Origin of the sequence: Kribbella sp. NBC_00709, assembly GCF_036226565.1 — a bacterium.
Lineage (GTDB): Bacteria > Actinomycetota > Actinomycetes > Propionibacteriales > Kribbellaceae > Kribbella.
Map to the genome: position 1 here is coordinate 1,830,447 of NZ_CP108996.1, position 16,120 is coordinate 1,846,566.

At 68.1% G+C, this 16,120-nt stretch carries 14 protein-coding genes; 5 read left to right on the plus strand and 9 right to left on the minus strand.

Features of this window, described 5'->3' with window-relative positions:
- The 4 genes from OHA18_RS08910 to murQ all read left to right on the plus strand — a co-directional run bounded on the left by OHA18_RS08910 (position 1) and on the right by murQ (position 4,881).
- Positions 1-1,275, plus strand: a complete 1,275-nt coding sequence (locus OHA18_RS08910; protein ID WP_329003402.1) for an exo-beta-N-acetylmuramidase NamZ family protein — start codon at positions 1-3, stop codon at positions 1,273-1,275.
- Positions 1,272-2,996, plus strand: a complete 1,725-nt coding sequence (locus tag OHA18_RS08915) for a serine hydrolase (protein WP_329003403.1) — start codon at positions 1,272-1,274, stop codon at positions 2,994-2,996. Before OHA18_RS08910 ends, OHA18_RS08915 begins: the two co-directional genes overlap by 4 nt.
- Before the next feature lie 36 nt (positions 2,997-3,032).
- Positions 3,033-3,920 (plus strand): MurR/RpiR family transcriptional regulator, encoded by an 888-nt coding sequence (locus OHA18_RS08920; protein ID WP_329003405.1) that lies wholly within the window; start codon positions 3,033-3,035, stop codon positions 3,918-3,920.
- A gap of 67 nt (positions 3,921-3,987) precedes the next feature.
- On the plus strand, positions 3,988-4,881 hold the full coding sequence (murQ, locus tag OHA18_RS08925; RefSeq protein WP_329003406.1) for an N-acetylmuramic acid 6-phosphate etherase: 894 nt from the start codon (positions 3,988-3,990) through the stop codon (positions 4,879-4,881).
- Here the strand turns inward: murQ and OHA18_RS08930 are convergent.
- The 7 genes from OHA18_RS08930 to OHA18_RS08960 form a co-directional block, all read right to left on the minus strand.
- On the minus strand, positions 4,864-6,036 hold the full coding sequence (locus OHA18_RS08930; RefSeq protein ID WP_329003407.1) for a low temperature requirement protein A: 1,173 nt from the start codon (positions 6,034-6,036) through the stop codon (positions 4,864-4,866). The two genes, murQ and OHA18_RS08930, sit on opposite strands and share 18 nt — an antisense overlap.
- A gap of 174 nt (positions 6,037-6,210) precedes the next feature.
- The gene (locus OHA18_RS08935; protein WP_329003408.1) at positions 6,211-7,644 is read right to left on the minus strand and encodes a ketol-acid reductoisomerase; all 1,434 of its coding nucleotides are present in this window, start codon (positions 7,642-7,644) and stop codon (positions 6,211-6,213) included.
- A 269-nt stretch (positions 7,645-7,913) separates the two neighbouring features.
- Positions 7,914-9,017 (minus strand): Gfo/Idh/MocA family protein, encoded by a 1,104-nt coding sequence (locus tag OHA18_RS08940; protein ID WP_329003409.1) that lies wholly within the window; start codon positions 9,015-9,017, stop codon positions 7,914-7,916.
- Entirely contained in the window at positions 9,010-9,780 is a 771-nt protein-coding gene (locus OHA18_RS08945) for a ThuA domain-containing protein (protein WP_329003411.1), read from the minus strand. Before OHA18_RS08945 ends, OHA18_RS08940 begins: the two co-directional genes overlap by 8 nt.
- Before the next feature lie 15 nt (positions 9,781-9,795).
- Positions 9,796-10,596, minus strand: a complete 801-nt coding sequence (locus OHA18_RS08950) for a carbohydrate ABC transporter permease (RefSeq protein ID WP_329003413.1) — start codon at positions 10,594-10,596, stop codon at positions 9,796-9,798.
- A gap of 10 nt (positions 10,597-10,606) precedes the next feature.
- Positions 10,607-11,563 (minus strand): carbohydrate ABC transporter permease, encoded by a 957-nt coding sequence (locus tag OHA18_RS08955; RefSeq protein ID WP_329003414.1) that lies wholly within the window; start codon positions 11,561-11,563, stop codon positions 10,607-10,609.
- 5 nt (positions 11,564-11,568) lie between these two features.
- The gene (locus OHA18_RS08960) at positions 11,569-12,804 is read right to left on the minus strand and encodes a sugar ABC transporter substrate-binding protein (RefSeq protein WP_329003415.1); all 1,236 of its coding nucleotides are present in this window, start codon (positions 12,802-12,804) and stop codon (positions 11,569-11,571) included.
- A gap of 149 nt (positions 12,805-12,953) precedes the next feature.
- Between OHA18_RS08960 and OHA18_RS08965 the strand changes: the two genes are divergently transcribed.
- The gene (locus OHA18_RS08965) at positions 12,954-14,018 is read left to right on the plus strand and encodes a LacI family DNA-binding transcriptional regulator (RefSeq protein ID WP_329003417.1); all 1,065 of its coding nucleotides are present in this window, start codon (positions 12,954-12,956) and stop codon (positions 14,016-14,018) included.
- Here OHA18_RS08965 and ilvY read toward each other — a convergent pair.
- Entirely contained in the window at positions 13,942-14,769 is an 828-nt protein-coding gene (gene ilvY, locus OHA18_RS08970; protein ID WP_329003418.1) for an HTH-type transcriptional activator IlvY, read from the minus strand. The genes OHA18_RS08965 and ilvY overlap by 77 nt on opposite strands.
- Positions 14,769-16,115: a phosphoglucosamine mutase gene (glmM, locus tag OHA18_RS08975; protein WP_329003420.1), complete on the minus strand. Its 1,347-nt coding sequence runs from the start codon at positions 16,113-16,115 to the stop codon at positions 14,769-14,771. Before glmM ends, ilvY begins: the two co-directional genes overlap by 1 nt.
- Between the last annotated feature and the right edge of the window lie 5 nt (positions 16,116-16,120).

A 16,120-nucleotide genomic window follows, 5' to 3' on the forward strand; every position in this document is an offset into this window, starting at 1 on the left:
ATGAAGCGACGTAGTTTGCTTGCCGGCGCCGGTGCGCTGGCCGCCGCCCCGCTGATCGACGTACCGGCCGCGCAGGCCGCGTCGAAGCGCACTGTGATGACCGGAGCCGAGGTGCTGGCCAAGGACGGCTGGCGAGCGCTGGCCGGGCAGAAGGTCGGCGTGATCAGCAACCCGACCGGGATCCTGCCCGACTACCAGCACATCGTCGACACGATGCACGCGTCCGCGAAGGTGAACATCGTCGCGGTGTTCGGCCCCGAGCACGGCTTCCGCGGCAGCGCGCAGGCGGGCGGGTCGGAGGGCGACCACGTCGACCCGCGCACCGGGATCATGGTCTACGACGCGTACGGCGCGAACGCGGACAAGCTGGCCGGCCTGTACGCCAAGTCCGGGGTCGAGACCGTCGTCTTCGACATCCAGGACGTCGGCGCTCGCTTCTACACCTACATCTGGACGATGTTCGAGGCGATGCTGGCCGCGGTCCGCACCGGCGCGAAGTTCGTCGTCCTCGACCGGCCGAACCCGGTCGGCGGCTACGCCCGCGGTCCGATGCTGAAGCCCGGGTACACGTCGGGCGTCGGCAAGAAGGAGATCGTCCAGCAGCACGGCATGACCGTCGGCGAGCTGGCCCGGATGTTCAACGCGGAGTACCTGCCGCTGGAGCCGAACGGCGGCCGGCTGAAGGAGCTCCAGGTCATCGAGGTGTCGAACTGGAAACGCGACCAGCTGTACGACGACACCGGCCTGACCTGGGTGATGCCGAGCCCGAACATGCCGACGCCGGACACCGCGCTGGTGTACCCGGGCCTGTGCCTGTTCGAGGCGACCAACATGTCCGAGGGCCGCGGTACGACGCGGCCGTTCGAGCTGATCGGGGCGCCGTACGTCGACTACCGGTGGGCGCAGGCGCTGCAGACCAAGCACATCCCGGGCGTCGCGTTCCGGGAGGCGTACTTCACGCCGACGATCAGCAAGAACGCGAACGTGCTGTGCGGCGGCGTCCAGGTGCAGATCACCGACCCGCACCGCGTCGAGGCGATCACCGCGGCGACGCACATGATCGTCGAGGCCCGTAAGCTCTACCCGGAATTCACCTGGCGGGAGGAGACCCCACCCGGCCGGTGGATCGATCTGCTCACCGGATCGGACCGGTTCCGGACCATGCTTTTGGCGGATGCGACCGCCGAGGAGATCGTGGCAGCCTGGACGTCCGAGACCGACGCCTGGACGGCCCGACGGGCGAAGTACCTTCTGTACAAGGGCGCGCACCGATGAAACGGCTCGCCGCGCTCACGATTGCTTCGGCGGTGATGCTGACGATGGGAACGCCTGCGGTTGCTGGCGGCAACAATTCCGGCTGGTTCGACCACCCGTACGACGGGTACGCGCCGAAGTCCACGCTGCTGCGCGACTCGACCCCGGCGGCCGCGGGCCTGGACCCGGCGCCGATCGACGCGGCCCTGACCCAGGTGGCCGGCTGGACGCAGCCCAGCGGGACCACGAAGCCGTTGTACGCCGGCGCGGTCACGCTGCTCGGCCACGACGGGAAGATCGTCACCCGGACGGCCACCGGCCTGGCCCTGAAGTACGCCGACGGCGCCGGGACCGAGCTGCCCCCGGACCAGCAGATCCCGATGCGGACCGACACGATCTTCGACATGGCGTCGGTGTCCAAGCTGTTCACGTCGATCGTGGTGCTGCAGCTGGTCGAGAAGGGCAAGATCGACCTGGACGCGCCGATCGCGACGTACGTCCCGGAGTTCGCGGAGAACGGCAAAGCGGCGATCACCGTCCGGCAGGCGCTCACGCACACCACCGGGCTGCCGTCCTGGCTGCCGTTGTGGAGTGCGCAGCCTGATCCGGCCTCCCGGCTGCACATGGCGCTCACCGCCAAGCTCCTGAACCCGCCGGGCAGCACCTACCTCTACAGCGACCTGAACCTGATCTCCCTCGGCGAGGTCGCGCACCGGGTCACCGGCAAGACGCTCGACAAGCTCGTCGCCGACGGCATCACCAAACCGCTGCAGATGCGCGACACCGGCTACAACCCGGACCCGAAGAAGAAGCCGCGGATCGCGGCCACGGAGTACCAGACCGCGCCGCCGCGCGGGATGGTCTGGGGCGAGGTGCACGACGAGAACGCCTGGTCCCTGGGCGGCGTCGCCGGCCACGCGGGCGTTTTCAGTACGGCCGACGACCTCGCCGTACTGGCGCAGACGTTCCTGAACGGCGGCAGCTACCGCGGCGCCCGGATCCTGAAGGAATCCTCGGTGACCGCGATGATCACGAACTTCAACCAGGGCTTCCCGGGCAACGACCACGGCCTCGGCTTCGAGCTCAACCAGCGCTGGTACATGGGCGGCCTGTCCGGACCGCGGGCGGCCGGCCACACCGGGTACACCGGCACGTCGATCGTGATCGACTTCGACTCGCGGTCGTTCGCGATCCTGCTGACCAACCGGGTCCACCCTTCGCGTGACTGGGGTAGCAACAATCCGGCCCGGCGGGCTGTCACCCAGGCCCTCGCACTGGCCCTGGGTGTCGGCCCACGCCACGGCAAGGACGCCTGGTTCTCCGGTACGACGGACAACGCGACCACGACCCTCTCGACGAATGTCGCCGTACCGGCGGGTGGCGCGAAGCTGGCCTTCGACCTGTTCGTCGACACCGAGGACTCGGATCTGCTGTATCTGGAGACTTCGACCGACGGGGCCACTTGGAACAAGGTGCCTTTTACAGTGCGCGATCGCGGGTCCGTGGTGGACCACGACGGGTCGATCAGCGGCTCCGGCGACCGGCACTGGCATCAGGTGACGGCCGAGCTCGGCACCGGCGCGCAGACGATCCGCTGGCGCTACACGAGCGACCCGCTGTACCAGGGCCGCGGCGTCTACGTCGACGGTGTGAAGATCACGAGCGGGACTGGTGTTCTTCTCGACGGTGAACGAACGCCTGAATCATTTACCGCAACAGGTTGGAGACTTTCGCGTCGGTGACCCCACTTCGTGCATAGTCGCCGTACCGTGGCTGTCATGAATTCAACGACCTCTCCAGAACCCACGGGGCCGCTGCTGGTCCGGGTCCGCGCGGTGATGCCCGCGCTGGCGCCGGCCGAGCAGCGGGTGGCGAACGCGGTCCTCGCGGACCCGGGCGGAGTGGCGGCGATGACGATCTCCGAACTGGCCGAGGTGGCCTCCACCTCGGAGACCACGGTCATCCGGTTCTGCAAGCAGATCGGCGTCCCCGGCTACCCGCAGCTGCGCCTGCAGTTGGCGGCCCAGTCGGCGACGGAGAGCCTCCGGCCGGAGGTGGGCGGCGACATCGAGCCCGGCGATTCACTGGCCGACGTGGTCAGCAAGGTCGCGTTCGCCGACGAGCGGGCGGTCCGGGAGACCGCGCAGCAGATCGACGTGGATGCCCTGGCCAAGGTCGTCGACGCGGTCGTGAAGGCCTCGCGGGTCGACCTGTACGGCTTCGCCGCCAGCGCATTCGTGGCCCTCGACCTGCAGCAGAAGCTGCACCGGATCCGCCGTGTGGCGTTCGCCTGGTCCGACGTCCACATCGCGCTGACCAGCGCCGCGCTGCTCGGTGAGGGCGACGTCGCGATCGGCATCTCGCACACCGGCACCACGGTCGAGGTCGTCGAGGCGCTCGAGGAGGCCGCCAAGCACGGCGCCACCACGGTCGCGGTAACAAATTTCCCGCGGTCGCCGCTGGCTCGAACTGCGGACCTCGTACTGACCACGGCCGCGCGCGAGACGACGTACCGCTCGGGCGCGATGGCTTCGCGAATCGCGCAACTCACAGTGATCGACTGCCTGTTCATCGGGGTCGCGCAGCAGGTGCTGCCGGACGCCCGGAAGGCGCTCGAGGAGACCGCCAGCGCGGTCCGCGGGCACCGGCTCAAAGGATCCGAGTGACGTCAACCGTTGCCGTCAAAGATGAACGGAATTGAAAAACCTTCAGTAGAAAACTAACATCAGTCCCGTGACCTCACCGACCGAGCAGCGCAACCCGAGGACGCTCGCCATCGATGCGGTGGGCACGTCCGAGATCCTCCAACTGGTCAACAACGAGGACGCCCGGGTCGCGGGCGCCGTCAGCGCGGTGATCCCGGAGCTCACCAAGGCCGTCGACGCCGCCGTAGAGGCGGTCCGCGGCGGCGGGCGCGTGCACTACTTCGGCGCCGGTACGTCGGGCCGCCTGGCGGTCCTGGACGCCGCCGAACTGCTGCCCACGTTCCACGTGCCGGACGGTCTGGTGGTCGCCCACCACGCCGGCGGGATGGAGGCGCTGCTGCGCGCGGTCGAGAACGTCGAGGACTCCGAGGCGGGTGGCGCCGCGGACGCGGCCACAGTCACCGGCCAGGACCTCGTCGTCGGCCTCGCCGCTTCCGGAAGTACGCCGTACGTCGCCGGCGCCCTGAAGGCCGCCCGCGCGGCCGGGGCGACCACCGTGCTGATCACGTCGAACCCGGACGCCCCGCTGGCGCCGCTGGCCGACGTGGTGATCGCGGCGGACACCGGCCCCGAGGTGATCGCCGGCTCGACCCGGCTGAAGGCCGGCACCGCGCAGAAGATGATCCTGAACGCGTTCTCGACGACGCTGATGATCAAGCTCGGCCGCACCTGGTCCAACCTGATGGTCGACCTGGTAGCGACCAACAAGAAGCTCCGCGGCCGGATGCTCCGCATCCTCGCCGAGGCCACCGGCGCCGACGACGCCGCCTGCGAGGCCGCCCTGGCCGAGGCCGACGGCGAGCTCAAGCCCGCCCTGGTCCATCTGCTCACCGGCACCCCGATCGCCGCCGCCCGAGCCGCCCTGGAGGCCGCTCACGGCCGCGTGGCCACCGCCCTGGCCGAGCTAGGCAACCCCAGCTGATTCTGTCAGCGGGGGTCTGAGGACCAAGGTGGCGACGATCGCCGCCATGAAGAACGCGGTGAGAGCGAACGGGATCGGGATCAGGGGATCCAGCAGGACGAGAACCGCGCCCAGCGGTACGACAAGGTTGACGACGCGGTCGGCGTTGGCGCGGATCGCGATCCACCAGATGCCGAGGACGAAGATCGCGATCGGGATCGTCACCGTGTAGGACGCGGCGACCTCGCTCAGCTCGGTGTGGTGGGTGATGCTGTCGATCTCCACCTCGATCCCGGCCGAGAACGCACCGGCCGCGGCGAAGACGAAGTAGTGGGTGTACCCGTACCGCAGCGAGCTCGCGAACGACGTGATCGCGGTGTGGTGCGGCGGCCAGAAGTAGATCCACCACATCGCCGCCGTGACGACGAGTGTGAGCACGGAGAGGGCGATCAGCGGCCCGAGCGACTCGTGGTCGTGGACGGCCTCGATGATCGCGTTGGCGGAGGCGAGCAGGCTCTCGCCGAGCAGGATCAGGGTGAACAGCCCGTACCGCTCGGTGATGTGGTGCGGGTGCCAGGGCGTCGTCCAGCGCCGCTCCGCCAGCACCGGTACGGCGAGCTCGGCGAGCACGAACACGCACCAGGCGATGACCACCGTCGTCCCCGACATCACCAGCGTGGTCAGCCACAGCACCTGCACGATCGCGATCAGGCCGGCGTAGCGCAGGGCCACCTGCCGGCTCTCCCCGGCCGAGCGTGACGCCCGCAGCCACTGCGCGATCATCGCGACCCGCATCACGACGTACCCGAACACCACCACGGTGAAGTCGCGGTCGGCGAAGACCGGCTCGATCCCGGCGGCCAGCACCAGGACGCCGCTCATCTGCACGATCGTGAGCACCCGGTACAGCCAGTCGTCGGTCGCGAAGGACGTGGCGAACCAGGTGAAGTTCATCCACGCCCACCAGATCGCGAAGAACACCATCCCGTAGGACATCAGGCCCTCGGCGATGTGCTTCTCGGACAGCGCGTGGTGGAGCTGGGCCGCGGCGACGCTGACCGCGACCACGAACACCAGGTCGAAGAACAGCTCCAGCGACGACGCGGTCCGGCCGGGCTCGTGCGGGTCCCGCGGCCGCATCGGAACCAGCCGCGACCGCGTCGTACTTGGCGTCATGGCGCCTAGTGTCCCGTAAGCGATGTAGCTTGAACGATAGCGGTGTCCAGGTGCGTGCATCGGGGTGCTTGGTCAGTGGCCTCGATGCGGAGCATCGTGGGCGCTGGGCAAGTGCCGCGAGGTGCGTGCCTGGACGCCGATAGCGTCAAGCTACATCGCTTACGGGACACTAAGCTAAACGGAGATGTCCAGCGACGGGCGGAGCTTGGCGGCTGCGGCCAGGGCGTCGTGCGCCGGGTTGTCCTCGAAGTCCTTGACCAGCGCGGGGTCTGCGGGGTGGTCGAGGTGCGGAAGCGCGATCTGCTCGTACGCCGCCTGGAACCGCGGACCCCAGCGCCGGGTGCCGAGGCGGGCGGTCCGGGAGCAGTTGTCGACCATGTACGCGACGTCGCGGGCATGCATGTACGGCAGCAGCGAGTCGACCGCCTCGATCACCGACTCGTTGACGATCTCCGACCAGGCGTGCCCACGAGCGGCGAACTCGTCCACCTGCGCCATCATCGTCGCCACGAACAACCCCGCGGTCACCGGATCGATCTTCTGAGCTGCTGTTGCTCGGTTGGCGTGCACCTCGGCGCTGTGGGACCACATCGGGCTGCCGCCGATCTCGGTCATCGGGCGGGTCGCGAGCCGTTGCTCGGCCAGGATCACGCTGCGCAGTTCGGTGCCATCGGCAACTTCGTCGTAGATCTCCGCGACCAGATCCCGGGCCGGCCCGTACGCCGCGGAGTACGCGCGGTCGAACAGGTCGACATCCCCACTCGCCGCCCGGACCGCGACCAGCCCGTCGATCGAGATCGTCTGCGCGATCGGCCCGGTGATCGCCTCGGTGGAACGCTCGTACGCCGTCACCGGGTCGGCCCCGTCGATCCGGAAGTACCGGTACAGCGCCTCCACCAGCCCGTGCACCGCCCCGAGCAGGACCGCCCGCTCGCCGACGATGTCGGACCGGTACTCGTCGGCCAGCGTGGTCGCGAACGTGTACGGCGACCCGAGCCCGATCGACCACGCCAGCGCCCGGTCCCACCCGTGCCCGTCCGGATCCGCGTGGACGGCGATGCTCGCGTTGATCCCGGCCCCGTTGACCGTTTCACCTTGCCGGTAGAGACGGCGGACAGAATCTCCCATCCCCTTCGGGCACACCGCGATCACCGGATGCCCTTCGGGGAAGTCCGACCCGACCGCCGTGAGGTGCCCGAGGAGGAATCCGTGGGACAGGCCAATGGTCGCGCCGGGCTTCAGTACGCCGAAGATCTGCTCGTGGTTCGCCGCCAGCGCCGCATCCGCGATCAGCAGAATGACCAGATCCGAAGCTTCAGCAACCTCCAGCCAGTCCCCCAACGTCCCGTTCTCTTCGGTGAACCCCTGCGTCCGAACATCCTCTGCAGACGCTGACCCCGGCCGAAGCCCAACGCTCACAGTGATCCCGGTCCCGGCGAGCGAGTCCCGCAGATTCAACGCCTGCGCCCGCCCCTGCGGCCCCCACCCCAGCACCCCGATGCGCTCCACCCCATGCAGCGCCTCAGGCAGCAACGGAAACAGATCCCGCCCACCCCGGACGATGGACTCCGTCCCACCCGGCACGACCATGCTCTCGACCTGAAACACCGAACTCTCCATACCCCCCCAGTCAACGGGAGCCCACCTATTGCAGCAAGCGCAACATCCACACCGCCCCGTTTCACAAACTGAAACCCCCTCGGTGGCCGAGTCGTGGGAATTGGTCGCGAAAATTCACCACAATCCACGACTCGCGTTTCAGGCCACCAACCAATCGCCACGACTCGGCGAGCCGGGGCGGCGGGGGTGGGGAGGCGACGGGCCCGGATGAGGGTGGCATCCGGGCCCGTTGGGCCGTCGTCGGCGAGTGGGCCGAGTTACGGGCGCGGCTCTGGTTCCAGCCCGACTGCCTTCAGGGGGTTGGGCCAGGCCTTCAACGCCGCTAGCAACGCCGGGTCCTCAGTCGTGGCGAGGGCCTCGTCGTACGCGCCGGTGATGACGTCGGCGATAAGGACCGGGACCCCGGTGTCGGCGGAGCGTACGGCGGCTTCGACCATGGCGAGGCTTACCACGTTGGAGTGGACTTCGGATTGCGGGGTTGTCGACGTACGGACGGCGTTGACGAACTCGACCAGCGAGCCGGCGATCTCCTGGGGCTCGTCGGACATGCCGGCGGGAAGGGGCTCGCCAGACGTGAGCTCGGCGACGGGTGCGTTGTCGCCGTCCCATGTCGCCGTACCGCCGGCGGTGCTCGCGCGCCAGAAGCCGTTCCAGGACGTCTCCAGGCCGGGCGCGCACCAGCTGCCGTCGAAGGAGAAGCGGGTGCCGTCGGCGTACGTGAAGATCGCGGATGCGGCGGCGTTGCCGTCGAACCAGCTCCACGGCGGGTTGTACGAGTCGCAGTACACCGCGACCGGCTCCGACCCGATGAGCTTGCGGGAGAGGTCGAACTGGTGGATCGCCATGTCGACGAGGAGCGGCTCGGCCATGCGTTCGCGGAAACCGCTGAAGTGCGGCGCTTTGTAGAACTCGCACGACAACGTGCCGATTGCGCCGAGCTCAGCGAGCTGACGTTGGAAGGCTGCTACGGCGCGGAAGTAGCGGCGGGATTGCGAGACCATCAGGAGTTTGCCGCTGACCTCGGATGCCGCGACCATCTGGAGGCATTCGCGGACGGTCTCAGCCAGTGGCTTCTCGCACAACACCGGGAGGCCGCGGAGCAGTGCGTCGACGCTGACTTTCGGATGCGCTACCGGGACGGTCACGTCGATGACCGCCTCGGCATCCCTGCTCAGTTCGTCGATCGAGGTCGCGATGGGGAGGTCGGTGAAGCCGTGCTGGTCGGCGGCGGCGCGGGCGGTTTCGAGGTCGAGGTCTACGAGGCCGACCAGTTGTACGTCGGGATTGGCGGCGATCGTGCGGAGCCAGGCGCGGCCCATGCCGCCGGCGCCGACCTGGAGGAGACGCAAGGGGTCAGGCATCCGCAGGCTCCTCGATCGGACCCTTGTAACCCTGACCGTTGAAGAAGTCGTCGGTCTCGTACCGCAGCAACGTCGGCAACGCCCGCTCCGGCAGATCGGTGCGAGCCCACTTCACGCCGTTCGCGATCACCCTGCGGACGTCCTTGTGGTGGTAGACCGGGAAGTCCTGGTCGCCGGGTGAGAAGTAGAAGATCTTCCCGTGCCCGCGGCGGAACGTGCAGCCGGACCGGAACACCTCGCCGCCGGAGAACGACGACACGAAAACCAGTTCGTCCGGCACCGGGATGTCGAAGAACTCGCCGTACATCTCCTGCTGCTCGATCACGATCGGGTGCGGGACCCCCTGCGCGATCGGGTGCGTCGGGTTCACCGTCCAGACCAGCTCGCGGTCGCGCTCGCTGCGCCAGCGCAGGGTGCACGTCGTACCCATGAGCTTGCCGAAGATCTTCGACCAGTGACCGGAGTGCAGCACGACCAGGCCCATACCCGACAGCACGTGCTGGTACACGCGGTCGACCACCTTGTCGTCGACCTCACCGTGGGCGGCGTGCCCCCACCACACGAGGACGTCGGTCTCGGCCAGCACGTCCTCGGTCAGGCCGTGCTCCGGTTCGTCCAGCGTCGTGGTGGAGACCTTCGCCTCGAGGTTCTCGCGGATGCCGGCGGCGATGGTCTCGTGCATGCCGTCCGGGTAGATCTCCCGGACGTGCGGCTCGATCTGCTCGTGCCGGTTCTCGCCCCAGACGAGTACGCGAATCGTCATATTCCATCCTTAGGGTTATTTGACAGCTCCGCCGATGGCGCCGGCGGCGATGTACTTCTGGGCGGCGACCAGCAGCACGATGGCCGGGATCGCCGAGAGCACCGCGGTCGCCATCACCGCGTTCCAGTTCTGCACCTGCGTGCCGAGGTACTGGTAGATCCCCAGCGTCACCGGCCGGACCCGACCCTTGGTGGTCAGCGTCAGCGCGAACAGGAAATCGCTCCAGGAGAAGAGGAAACTGAACAGTCCCGCGGTGATCAGCGAGTTCTTGCTGATCGGCAGCACGATCGCGACGAACGCCCGGAACAACCCGGCGCCGTCGACCCGCGCGGCCTCCACCAGTGACGGCGGCAGCGACATCATGAACGAGCGCAGGATCAGGATCGCGAACGGGATCCCGCTGCTGCAGTTGGCAACGATCAGCCCCGGGATCGAGTTCAGCAGCCCGAGCCGTTCGTACGCCGTGTACAACGCGTTCGCGATCACGATCCCCGGGATCATCTGCGAGATCAGGATCGCCAGCAGCCCGATCGAGACCCAGCGGGACCGGAACTGCGAGAGCGCGTAGGCACACGGTGTCGCGATCGCCAGACTGAGCACGACGGTCCCGGCCGCGATGATCAGGCTGGTGACCAGGTTGCCGCCCTGCTCGTCGAGAGCGCGCTTGTAGCCGGCGAACGTCGGGTGCAACGGCAGGAAGCCCGCGGTCAACGTGTTCCCGGACGGTTGCAGCGATGCGTTCAGCATCCAGTAGACCGGGAACAGCATCACGCACAGGATCAGCACACCGATCACGGTGTACGCCGTACGTCGCATCGTGGCCTCCCTACTCGTCGACAGCGCGGCGGGTGCTGCGCAGGTAGAAGATCGCGAACACGAACGAGATCGCGATCAGGATGTTGCTCAACGCGGCGCCCTGCCCGAACTTGAAGTCCACGAAGGATTTCTCGTACGACTGGGTCGCGAGCGTCTGCGTCGCATTCGCCGGTCCGCCGCCGGTCAGGCCGAGGATGATGTCCAGGACCTTGATCGTGTAGACGACGCCGAGCATCAGCACCACGCCCGCCACCGCCCGCAGGTTCGGCCAGGTGATGTACCAGAACGCCCGCCACCCGGTCGCGCCGTCGAGCTGCCCGGCTTCGTACAGCTCGTCCGGGATCTCGGTGAGACCGGAGTACAGCAGGGTCACGTTGAACGGGATGCCGATCCAGATGTTCACGCCGATCACCGCGATCAGCGCGACCGACGGCGAGTTCAGCCACGGCACCGGGTCGTTGATGATGTGCAGGCCCAGCAGGGACCGGTTCAGGATGCCGCTGTCCTGTTCGAGGATCGAGCGCCAGGTCGCGCTCGACACGATCAGCGGCAGCAGCCACGGCAGCAGGAGCAACGAGCGCAGCAGTCCGCCCAGCGGGAAGCGCTGCCGGAAGAACAGCGCCAGCCCGAGCCCGATCACGAACTGGAACGCGATCGAGCCGATGGTGAACAGCGCGGTGTTGAGCATCGCGTCCGAGAACAGCTTGTCCGTGACGACCGCGCTGTAGTTCTTCAGCCCGACCCACGGCGCGACGCCGGTGAAGAACGTCCGCAACCCGTAGTCCTGCAGGCTCATCAGCAGGTTCTTCACCACGGGGTAACCGAACAGCGCGATCATCGCGATCGCGGCCGGCAGGACGAACAGGAGCTTGGTCAGATCCTCACCCCGGTGGCGCCGGCCACGAGGCCTGCGAGCAGGCTTCGGGCCGGCCACCTTGGTGCCTTGCATCAAGGTCGATGCCGCCATCGCGATCAGCCGCCGGACGCCTGCTTGAAGGCGTCCTGAGGTGAGGCCTTACCGGTGAGCGCCAGCTGGATGGCCTGGTAGATCACCTTCGCCGCGTCCGGCCACTTGTCGCCGAGCTTGCCGGTCCGGGACCGGGCGGTCTTGACCTGCTCGGTGAAGGCCTTCATCGAGGGCACGTCCTTGACGTACTGGTCGAGCAGCGCGGTCTTGGTCGGGATGGTGTACCGGGCCTTCGCCCAGTCCAGCTCGTTCTGGTCCGAGTTCAGGCACTTCACGAAGTCGGCGGCCTTCTGCTGCTTGGCCTGGTCCTTGTTCAGCGGGACCGTCCACGCCTCACCGCCGAGCGGCGCGACCGGCTTCTGATCCGGCTTGTTCACCGGGAACGTGACCACGTCCCACTTGATCTTCGGCGCCTTGTTCAGCGCCGGGATCTGCCACGGGCCGTTCACCATCATCGCGGCCTTGCCGGCGATGAACTGGTCGTTCACGTCGCCCTGGGTCCAGTTGATGACGCTCTTCGACGCGGACCCCGACTTCACCAGATCCGTCCACAACTGCAGGGCTTCGGCCACCTGCGGGCTGGTCAGGTCGGTCTCGTCGCCGCCGTTGGTCCACATCGCCGGCAGGAACTGCCAGGAGCCCTCGTACGTCGCGTTGGCGTTGAAGGCCATCCCGTACCGGCCGGGCTTGGTGAGCTTCTTGGCCGCGGCCTTCAGCTCGTCCCAGGTCTTCGGCGGCTGGACGCCGGCCTCGGCCAGCATGTCCTTGTTGTAGAACAGCGCGATCGTGTTCGTCACCGGAGCCAGCCCGTAGAGCTTGCCCTGGTACGACGTCGCGTCGACCATGCCCTGGATGACTCCGTCCCCGCTCAGGCCCAGGTCGTTCAGGGGCGCCAGCGCACCGGTCGCGGCGATCTGCTGTACGTCGGGGTTGTCGAGCATCAGCACGTCGGGCAACGTCTTCGACGAGGCCTGCTGCAGCACCTTCTGGATCAAGGTGTCACCAGGCACCGTCTCCCGTTGGATCGTGATGCCGAGCTGCGACGCGCAGGAGTCAAGTCCCTTCTGTACAAGGGATTTGTCCGGGTCGTTGTTGTAGTAGTCCAGGATCGTGAGGCTCTTGACGCTGTCGCCGGACGAGGACGACGACTGGCCACCGCCGCCGTTGTCGCCGCAGGCGACCAGCAGGAGCGACACCGTCGTCGCACCCGCCAGCGCGGCGGCGATCCGCTTGCTGATCATGACATCGGACTCCTTCAAAGCGTTTAACCACTGGACGAGAGATGCGAATGCTGCGCTTGTGGATTGGTCGGTAAACCGCTTAACTGAGGCGTTGAAGGACTATGTTCCGTAGGTCACACCGCTGTCAAGAGGTCAGAGGGGGTCGATCGATGGTCACCATGAAGGACGTCGCTCAGCGTGCCGGTGTGTCCATCGCGACCGTGTCGTTCCTGCTGAACGACACCAAACCGGTGACAGCGGCGACCCGGGCGCGGATCGAGCAGGCGATGCTGGAGCTCGGGTACCGCCGCAACATGGTGGCCCGCGCGCTGGCGAGCCGGCGTACCCACATCATCGCGATGGCGTACCCGGCGCTCGACCACAAGTTCGGCTTCTCCGCGGCGGAGTTCTTCACCAGCGCGGCCGACGCGGCGCGGAAGCAGGACTACCACCTGGTGCTCTGGCCGGTCGGGAACGACGGGACCGAGCTGAAGGAGCTGGTCGGGCAGGGGCTGGTGGACGGCGTCGTGCTGATGGAGGTCCAGCTGGACGATCCACGAGTGACGGTCCTGCAGGAGATGTCGACGCCGTTCGCGCTGATCGGGCGGACGTCGTCCCTGGAGGGACTGGCACACGTCGACATCGACTTCGACCGGACCGTCGAGGACGCGGTCGCGCATCTGTACGAGCTCGGCCATCGGCGGATCGTGCTGATCTCGGGGAACCTGACCGATCCGGTGTTCAGCACCTACGGGCCGTACGTGCGCACGGAGGCCGCGTACCGGCGGGTGGCGGCCGCGTACGGACTGGAGATCGTGGTGATGGAGAGCTCGGGGTCGACCCAGTCCGGGCAGGAGGCAATGACGCGGCTGGTCGAGGCGCATCCGGACACCACGGCTGTGTTGATCGTCAACGAGTTCGCCGCACTCGGGGCGGTCGCGGGGCTGAATCGCCTTGGTTACAAGGTTCCTGAGGACATCTCGGTACTGCCGTTGCTGATGGCACCGGAGATGGCGGCGCTGACGAATCCGCAACTGACGATCATGCGTACGCCCGGCCCGGAGCTGGGTCAGCTGGGCACCGAATCCCTCATCCGCCAGGTCGAAGGCGGCGACCCGCTCCCACCCCAACTCGTGCCCGCCAAGCTCTATCCCGGCGCTACGGTCGCAGGTCCCAGAGCGCCGCGATCAAAGGCCGGTGCAGGTCGGCGCGGCGCACGCAAAGCCCGATCGTGAGCGCCTCCAACTGCGCAGGCACTTCAACCAGCCGATCCCGGACCACCGACGACTCCAACACCAGCCGCGGCACGACTCCGGTCCCACATCCCAGGGCTATCAGGGCGAGCAGTGCTTCATGCCCGTCCGGCTCGGCGGCAATCACCGGCTTCGTCCCGGTCGTCCGAAACCACCGGAACGCCGCTTCCCGCACCAGCCCGCGCGCAGGTACGACGTACGTCCCGTCAGGCTCGGTGTCCCGGGCGTGCACCAGCACAAGATCCGTGACCGCAACCGGCCGGCTCACCAGCGTCTGCGGAAGCCGCTTCGGGATGCCCGCAACCGCTGCGTCGACCTCGCCCTCGTCCAGCCGCGCGAGGGCAGCCGCCGCGTCACCGGTCCGTACATCGAGCCGGATCTGCGGATGCGCCGCCCGCAGGGGCGACAACAGGTCCGGTAGCAACGTCTGGCACGCGGTCACGGTCGCGAAGATCCGCAACTCCCCCGTCAGCCCGGCCGGCTCATCGGAGCCGGCCCGGTAGTCGTCCCACAGTCCCAGCACCTGCTCGGCGTACGTCGTGAACCGCCGGCCCTCCGCGGTCAGTACGACGCCGCGCGGCCCGCGATCGAGCAGCCGGGCGCCGACCCGCGTCTCCAGTCGCTGGATCGTGCGGGTCAGCGTCGCCGCGCTGACGTGGCATTCGAGGCTGGTGCGTCCGTAGTTCAACGTGCGCGCCAGATGCAGGAACAGCTCCAGCTCCCGATGCTCCACTAGAGCTTGAGAGACGTCGCAACCACGTCGGCGAGGGAATGGGCGATCTCGTGCGCGGTGTCCGAGGACTCGGCCTCGACCATGACGCGGACGAGCGGCTCGGTGCCCGACGGGCGGAGCAGAACCCGTCCCGAGTCACCCAACCGGGAGGTGGCTTCCGCGACGGCGGACTGGACTGCGGCGTCGGTGCCCGCGCGGTTCTTGTCCACGTCCTTCACGTTGACCAGGACCTGCGGGAGGCGGGTCATCGCGCCGGCCAGGTCGGCCAGGCTCTTCCCCGTCTGCGCGACCCGGGCCAGCAGCATGACCGCGGTCAGCGTGCCGTCGCCGGTGGTGGCGTGGTCGGACAGGATCACGTGCCCGGACTGCTCACCGCCGAGCTTGTGGCCGCCGGCCTTCATTGCCTCGAGCACGTACCGGTCGCCGACCTTGGTCTGCTCGACCGCGATCCGCTCCCGGACCATCGCCTGGACGAAGCCCAGGTTGCTCATCACGGTCGCGACGACCGTGTCGTTCGACAGCCGGCCGCTGTCGCGCATCGCGAGCGCCAGCACCGCGAGGATCTGGTCGCCGTCGACGAGCTCGCCGTTGGCGTCCACCGCCAGGCAGCGGTCCGCGTCGCCGTCGAGCGCGATGCCCACGTCGGCGCGGTGACCGATCACCTCACGCTGCAGACCCTCGGTGTGCGTGGATCCGCAGTTCAGGTTGATGTTCAGCCCGTCGGGAGCAGCCGCGACCGTGACGACCTCGGCGCCGAGCCGGCGGAGTGCCTCCGGCGCGGTCTGCGAGGCGGCGCCGTTCGCGCAGTCGATCACGACCTTGAGACCGTCGAAGCGGTTCGGGGCCGAGCGGACCAGGTGCGAGACATACGTCTCGAAGCCCTGCCCGTCGTCCATCACGCGGCCGACGGCGGCGCCGGTCGGGCGCTGCCACTCCTCGTTCATCCGGGCCTCGATGGCGTCCTCGATCACGTCGTCGAGCTTGATCCCGCCACGGGCCAGGAACTTGATGCCGTTGTCCGGCATCGGGTTGTGGCTGGCGGACAGCATCACGCCGAGATCGGCGCCGGTCGAGCCGGTCAGGTACGCGACGGCCGGGGTCGGCAGTACGCCGAGCCGGACGACATCGACGCCGGCGCTGGCCAGACCGGCCACCACGGCGGCTTCCAGGAACTCACCACTGGCACGAGGATCCCGGCCCACAACGGCGCGTGGCCGGTGCCCTTCGAAGGCACCGGCCTCGCCGAGTACGTGAGCTGCCGCGACCGAAAGGTCGAGCGCCAGCTCCGCGGTCAGGTCCACGTTCGCCAGGCCACGGACTCCGTCCGTGCCGAACAAACGCCCCATCAGGT

Coding starts and splice junctions, on each gene's coding strand:
- OHA18_RS08965 (WP_329003417.1), top strand. CDS start 12,954: ATGGTCACCATGAAGGACGTCGCTCAGCGTGCCGGTGTGTCCATCGCG.
- OHA18_RS08910 (WP_329003402.1), top strand. CDS start 1: ATGAAGCGACGTAGTTTGCTTGCCGGCGCCGGTGCGCTGGCCGCCGCC.
- OHA18_RS08940 (WP_329003409.1), bottom strand. CDS start 9,017: ATGCCTGACCCCTTGCGTCTCCTCCAGGTCGGCGCCGGCGGCATGGGC.
- OHA18_RS08960 (WP_329003415.1), bottom strand. CDS start 12,804: ATGATCAGCAAGCGGATCGCCGCCGCGCTGGCGGGTGCGACGACGGTG.
- OHA18_RS08920 (WP_329003405.1), top strand. CDS start 3,033: ATGAATTCAACGACCTCTCCAGAACCCACGGGGCCGCTGCTGGTCCGG.
- OHA18_RS08945 (WP_329003411.1), bottom strand. CDS start 9,780: ATGACGATTCGCGTACTCGTCTGGGGCGAGAACCGGCACGAGCAGATC.
- OHA18_RS08930 (WP_329003407.1), bottom strand. CDS start 6,036: ATGACGCCAAGTACGACGCGGTCGCGGCTGGTTCCGATGCGGCCGCGG.
- OHA18_RS08915 (WP_329003403.1), top strand. CDS start 1,272: ATGAAACGGCTCGCCGCGCTCACGATTGCTTCGGCGGTGATGCTGACG.
- glmM (WP_329003420.1), bottom strand. CDS start 16,115: ATGGGGCGTTTGTTCGGCACGGACGGAGTCCGTGGCCTGGCGAACGTG.
- OHA18_RS08955 (WP_329003414.1), bottom strand. CDS start 11,563: ATGGCGGCATCGACCTTGATGCAAGGCACCAAGGTGGCCGGCCCGAAG.
- OHA18_RS08950 (WP_329003413.1), bottom strand. CDS start 10,596: ATGCGACGTACGGCGTACACCGTGATCGGTGTGCTGATCCTGTGCGTG.